The 6,930-nt window shown below is 41.2% G+C and carries 4 protein-coding genes; all 4 read right to left on the bottom strand.

Annotation, left to right across the window (positions count from 1 at the left end):
* Window positions 1-186: 186 nt before the first annotated feature.
* Window positions 187-3,750, bottom strand: a complete 3,564-nt coding sequence (locus DWA30_RS10070) for a RemA C-terminal-like gliding motility protein (RefSeq protein ID WP_114492419.1) — start codon at window positions 3,748-3,750, stop codon at window positions 187-189.
* A gap of 39 nt (window positions 3,751-3,789) precedes the next feature.
* The gene (locus tag DWA30_RS10065; protein ID WP_114492418.1) at window positions 3,790-4,644 is read right to left on the bottom strand and encodes a phage tail-like protein; all 855 of its coding nucleotides are present in this window, start codon (window positions 4,642-4,644) and stop codon (window positions 3,790-3,792) included.
* 36 nt (window positions 4,645-4,680) lie between these two features.
* Complete coding sequence (locus DWA30_RS10060) at window positions 4,681-6,045, bottom strand: phage tail-like protein (RefSeq protein WP_114492417.1); 1,365 nt, start codon at window positions 6,043-6,045, stop codon at window positions 4,681-4,683.
* Between the two features lie 62 nt (window positions 6,046-6,107).
* A partial coding sequence (locus DWA30_RS10055) for a phage tail-like protein (RefSeq protein WP_498365826.1) occupies window positions 6,108-6,930 on the bottom strand: 823 nt, incomplete at its 5' end.

Genomic DNA, 6,930 nt, shown 5'->3' with positions numbered 1-6,930 from the left:
TTCTAAAAAATTTTAAAACAATTCGATAAATAGTATAAAAACATGGTTAACAAGTAGTTGGTAAGAAAATTTCCTACAAAAGAAGTCGAAAATAATTTTTATGTTCGTTGGTTTTTAAGTAGATATCAAACAAAAACCGTCTTCAGAAAATACTGAAGACGGCTTTATAACCAATTGTAAAAAATATTACTTTTTAATTACTCTTTTAGTGATAACACCATTTTCTGTATGTATCTCCACAAAATAAATTGCAGTTTTTAATGTTGAAAGATCTAGCTGATATTGCGTTGGGTCTTCCACATTTAACTGTTGCACTTTTCTCCCTTGCAGGTCATATAGAATTAGTTTTTCTATTTGAAGCTGAGGTGAATTGATTCGCAGTAGATTTGAGGTCGGATTTGGAAATAGTGTGATGTTCTCTAAAGCTGTTTCCGGTGTACCCAGGATTTGTTCATTTTTAAACTGAAGCACAAAGCGTCCGTTAAAAGTTCCTTTATTACTTCGGAAGGTGTATGCCTCTTGATTTAAATTTGTAACAGTATTCTCATAGGTGTCGTACAGAAGAACAGTTGCATTTGAAACGGCGTCACCTTCAAGATCGGCTAATGTAATTGTATACTGCTCTTCAGCATCTACTATGGTGGCAAATCCCATTGCGATCTTTATATCGTCTTCAAAAGCTTCTCTAGTTTGTATTCCCAGTTCTTGGCTTCCGTCTTCAAGATGAGAATACAAGGAGATAATGGTCGAAATACGTTCACTATCGTATCCTGGGTCAATGCCTGGAGTAGCTGTAGGATTGAAGGCTACCATGGTATTACTTCCCATTCCATAGGTGTCATTTGTAACCTTTAACCATACACGATCTATTTCTGAAGGATCTGCATTTTGTCGCAGTGTTGTATTTCCTGAAGTAAGGCGCATGTCGTTAGTAAAGGTCACATTGCCTGAACCAAATACCTTTACGGCAAAACCTTGAGCGGTTGAAATCACGCCATTAGGTTCTGTACTCGTACCGGGATCATTACCAGCAGCATTACCACCCGAAAGATTATACATAGATAGGTCTTCCATACTAAAGTTCATTCCGGAATTCGCACCCGGGAAATTGGCGCTTGGTGGCGTTAAATGCTCCCAGAAGTATATTTCATTGATCAATGGGTTTGCACTTATAAAATCATCGGCAGAAATTGCTGAAGCGTAAGGATTTGCTAGCATATTAGGCGTTCCATCCGGATTGTCGGTTAGATTATTAAATACGACGGCATTAGTAACATCACCATTGTTAAGGGTTCCTAAGGTATAGGTCATGTCAAACGACTCTGTATTCGGATGTGAGTATCCTGTTTGTGGTCTCACAATATATCCTTCACCAATAGTGATCGCTCCACTGTGCTCGTTCCAGAAATCTCCATTGTCATCGGCAAAATTAGTTCCGCCGGCAGGTACGAGTGGGTGCGGTAAAAAGTTTGTTGGTGTGTGGTTTAAAACTAAAAACGCATTCGTGTATACGTCTTCACGGGTTTCTGCGCTCATGGGACTGCCCATTAACATTAAGTCTCGGGGCTCCAAGACTGGTGTGGTAACCTTAACATTAATAACGCCACTTGGTCCTTTTGTGACAGAAGCTGAGCCTTCAACTTGGACCAGGCTTCCTTGATGTTCTATGATAAGATCACCATTTACCGTAATATCACCGTTAACGCGAACGTAGTCGTTTGGACTAATAGTTAGGGTAGTGCTATTATTTATTGTTAAAGTACAAGCTTCAATATTTCCGTCTGCGGTTGTATCGTAAGCACCATCGATAATAACCGCACTAGTGTCTGTTGGTGCGCCACTTGGAATCCAATTGGTTCCGTTCCACGTTTTTGTAATTCCTATACAATCTGTTACGGTTAAGTTTACATTGTCTATGGCCAAATCACTTGACCAATCGTTACCGGTTGTCCCAATAAAACGAAGCTTAACATTGTCATTGTAGGTAGTTAAATCGATGCTTTGGGTAATCCACAGATCTTGACTAACTCCAGGAGTGATGAATAAAGAATTCCATTCCCCTTCTATCGTGCTAATTTCTAATTCTATTGTGCCGATATCAGTTCCAAATGTGTGATAATCGAATTCCAATGTTGCAGCTGCTGCTAATGATAAGTCAAAACATGGACTTTCTAATATGGCTTGAGAATTTGCACCAATTTCTCCATTTGTTCCATTAGAAGAAGCTTCTATATATAAATAGTCATTTCCTTCACTTGCTTGACTAGGGCCTGTTCCGTTAGACGGAGTTGTGCCATTGTTTACAATCCAATTTCCATCATCGCCAGTTGCTTGAGTCCAGAGCCCAATCCCACCCTCATAACTTTCAGAATATGGAAAACTGTTAACCGGACTTGAACAAATGACAGGTACAGGTTCAGCGAGGCGAATATTATCGATAGCCATATCACTCGTTTCTCCATTTCCGGTAGTGCCATCTATTCTTAACTTGATATTAGTGCCGTTATAGGCGGTTAGATCGATTGTAGCTCTGTTCCAAGCATTACCTTGATTCCCAGTTCGAGACCAAATATTGGTCCATCCAGACCCATCGTTTAATGTAACATTTAAAGTTCCCATAGTGCTTCCACTCATGTGATAATCAAAGGACAACTGTAGATTTGCATTAGCAGGAATATCAAAACAAGGGGAGCCTATAATGGCGCGGTTGTTAAATCCTTGTCCGGAAATATTGCTAGACTCAATGAAGCTGTATAGGGTACCCTGACTAGCACCAGAAGGTCCAGTGCCGGCGGTTGGAGTTGAAAACCTACTACGTATCCATGAGCTGTTTGTGCTACATGTTGCTTCTTGTTCCCATGGTTTTACTTCAAAATCCATACTATATGGGAATGTATTTACCGTTTCTCGACAGAAATATCCTGTGTTTCCAACTTGCGTGTCATAATCGCATTGTAATACATCAATTGGCTCAACGAGTGCTATATTAGGGTATACCGATATATCTATATATGGGTTATTAATATTGTCAGTTGGTCGCAATACTCGAATAAATGCAGCTCGTCCGCTGTTTCCTTCGTCAGCACAACGGTTATCTCCTCCAACGCGTTTCGCGGCCTGAAGAGCCCCCATTAGTTTGTCGGCTAAGGTTCCGTCAGTACTGTTGAATATCGACTCCATATCTTCTAGCAGATCTTGACCGTTAGATGTGTCTAAGATATTTCCTTGAACAGAGTATACAGTTCCTTGAACATCGTTTGCATAATTCCCATTGCCTCCACCTGTATGGCCTGCTGTTCGAATTACACCAGATCCATCAATGCCAACGATTCCATATTGGCGGTTAGACCCACCATTTCCTTGAGCATCGTTAGCAAGCATATAGTTAATTATTTGTTGTGGCGTATCCCCAGCGAGCATTCGATTTCGAGCACGCGATTGATTTGTAGCATTATAAGCGGCTTGGGTGTGGATTGCACCTAGTAAGGATCCGCTGCCGTCACGAATTATATCATTTAAAAAATTGATATGTCCACTGTAACAGCTACAACCTGCTCCTCCAATTTCGCCTGTCACGGGATCGTATGCTACTATAGAAAAAGTATCTCCTTCATGATCTCGTGATCGGTCGATTTTTATTTCTTCTTCGGAAACTTCGACCTTCTGGTTGCATGAGAATAATCCAAAAATAGCTACAGCTATAAGTAGACTAATTTTTTTTGCGGGGGCTGTGTATGTTCTGTTCATCATAATGATTTGGGGTATTAGTACTGCTTATAGATTTTTAAATTAAAGTTGTTGTAATAATGTTATGGTTAAATAGGTGTCTTGTGCATTGTCTGTTAGACCGTCGTTCCCATTATAAGGTCCGGAACAAATTCCAAAAAAGGCATAACCGGAGGTTGGTCCTCCACAAACACCGGAAACATTCAAACTATTAGGGTCAACATTTTGATGATCCCACAATCGAGCACGTACCCGAATATTATATGTGGTTCCTTCGGTTAAATTGACATGATGTACGATAGTGGTTTGACGACCCAATGCTTGAAAAGCATTTGTGGGAGCTCTTTTGGTGTTTGAGCTAACAGTACTTTCGGCAACTTTAACGTTATCTATTTCTAACATGTAAGATCCGTGTACGGTCGATTCGTGGGCCGTGTTAGACATGTTGGCGGCGGCGATATAGCCTGTTACATGCAGTTCATAAGTCCCGGTGTAGGGAGCTACAAAATTTTGGTCTAGCCCCGGGATGGTATATATGGTAGATGTATTGGCTGCACGTGTGGTTTCAGTTTGTTCAAATTGAGTTGTAAAACCTTCATTGAACATCTTTTCCCATACCGATCCATTCCAAAAATAAAAACCAGGTGAAACACGATTTAGTCCGGTTCCAAGATTTGAGGTGTTATAGATCCATAAGCCTTCAACCAACGCAGGTGAAATGGTTGTGATATCCGTTCTGGACTGTAAGGCAACTTGGGGGATCATCAATCCTTTGTCATCACTTTTAAGTTGAAAAATAGCCCCGTCATCTATGGAGTGATCTCCTGCTGGTGATTCACCAATCACTACCTGAGCCGAAGCAGTTATAGTAACCGATAGGGCGATTAATAAAAGTTTAATTGAAAAAAGCTTTTTCATGATAAGAGAGTTAAAATTTTGGGTCTATCAAATTTTTTAGAATTGTTTTATCAAACTTATGGTCATCGTACCGCGCTGGGCATCGTTAACGCTATTACCGGAATAACCATTGGTGTTTCTTCCAAACGATCCCGTACCAACATTGTTGGCAAGCCATTCTCTTCCTCGTACTGCAAATCGGTACGTAGTCCCGGCGTCCAAGTTGATATTGTGTATTATAGTGGCACTTTGGGCTAAGTTGTTCACTGTTGTGCTTCCTAAACGTTTTGAAGAAGTGGTTAGATAAGTTTCTTTAAGTGTCGAAAAAGAGGTAGTGGATGTATTAGTCATCGTCACATTGTCAATTGCGATATCTGCTTGCCATGTAGAACCGGTCGTTCTATTAAAACGTAACTGAACCGACCCGCCTATATACCCAGACAGATTAACACTTTGAGACCTCCAAGCATTACCTTGATTTCCGGTTTGAGACCATAATGGTGTCCATGAACTTCCGTTATCATCGCTAATTTCTAGTACAAAAGTACCCATGTCTGAAGCGCCGTACATATGATAATCAAAATTAAAAGTAGCTGCCGGTGCCGATGTTAGATCAAAACACGGAGAATTTAAGATAGCCTGCATGTTTGGATATCCGGTACCATTTCCGGAAGCTTCTACATACATATAAAAGGTTCCGTTGGACGCAGATGAAGGTCCGGTGTTGCCACTTGGAGTTCCGTTAGAATCACGTGTCCAATCAAGATCGTCAGAAGCTGATTGCGTCCACAAACCTAATCCGCTTTCAAAACTTTCGTTATAGGGATAGGCTGAGATTCCACCACCACAACCGCCACCGCCGCCACCGCCACCGCCACTACTTGACGAAGCCATAGCTAAGCTAATTGATCCCTGTGCAGCACCGTCACCGGTTGTACTTATCAGATCTCCTGCAGCATAGTAACCTTCAACTCTAATTTGATAAGTGCCACTAAAAGGAACCGTGATATCGCCTGTATCAAGCCCTGGCAGCACCACATAGGTGGTATTTGACGTACTGGCAGTAACCGCAGCAGTTTGCTCGTATGATAATGTATATCCTTGATTGTAAAATCGTCTCCATGAAGAACCATTGAAATAGTAAAAACCAGGAGTAACTTCAGTACCGGAGCTTCCAGCGGTCGCCGTATTGTATACAATAAGTCCGGTGCTTGGCGATGGTGTAATTGTACTGGTGTCGTCTGTTCCGGTAAGGGCTATTTTAGTCATCATAAACCCTTTATTGGTGCTTGTAACATCCAAAGCAGAAGAGGTGCTTGGGGCTATGGTATTGATTCCAACTTGAGCACTTACAATTGGGGTGCAGAGTAACGAAAAACTTGCTACCAGGATTATTTGTATTGAAATTTTTAAAGATTTCATAGTGTATAACTTAATTACGACTGAATCGTTTATGGTAAAATTCAGTGATTGGTTATTAGAATTTACTGTTGTTTTAATAACGTAATAGATATGGAGCCGCGTTGAGCATTGTTAACACCACTCGCCCCTGAATATCCATTTGTGTTTCTTCCGAATGTTCCTAGTCCTACATTGTTTCGCGACCATTCTCGTCCGGTTACATTAAAACGGTACGTATTGAGCACGTCGAGATCTACTGTATATATAATGGTGGTATTTTGGGGTAAGCTATTCATGGTGACACCATTAACACGTTTGGAAGTTGAGGTTACGTATTTTTCCTTAACTCGCACAGGTACACCCGCAACGCCTGTTGTCATGTTCAGACTAATTGAGGCTTGTCCTACACCTTCCGAAGTGGTGCTTGATAAATTTCCGCAGGCATAGGCCGTTTCAACCTTAATTTGATAGGTGCCAGAATAAGGTACATTTATAAAACCGGTATCAAGACCTGTAATTGGTGTATAGACAGAACTCAGTGTGCTTGCGGTAGTTTGTGATGATTGGTCGAACTTAATACCGTAGCCGCGGTTATAAAATCGCAGCCACTGGGTGCCGCTCCAGTAATAAAAACCCGGGGTGACTTGAACAGGCAGTGCTCCGGCCGTTACAGTATTGTAAACAAGTAAGCCTGGTGTTGCTGTAGGAGTAATGGTAGTAGTGTCGTCTGTGCCTGTAAGGCTTACACGAGGTGTTAAAAACCCCTTATCGGGACTGTTAATATCCAATAATGCACCGGAAGCGGGCATGGTGGTATTTATTCCTACCTGCCCTGTTACAATCGATAGGTTTAAAAACATAGTAACAAGTAGGCAAAATGCGCTATGTTTTTTTAGGTAGTTGATA

Origin of the sequence: Candidatus Ulvibacter alkanivorans (assembly GCF_003333325.1) — a bacterium.
In the GTDB taxonomy this organism is placed as follows: Bacteria; Bacteroidota; Bacteroidia; order Flavobacteriales; family Flavobacteriaceae; genus Ulvibacter_A; species Ulvibacter_A alkanivorans.
Note: the sequence above shows the minus strand (reverse complement) of the source record. Positions and strands in the feature narration are given on the sequence as shown.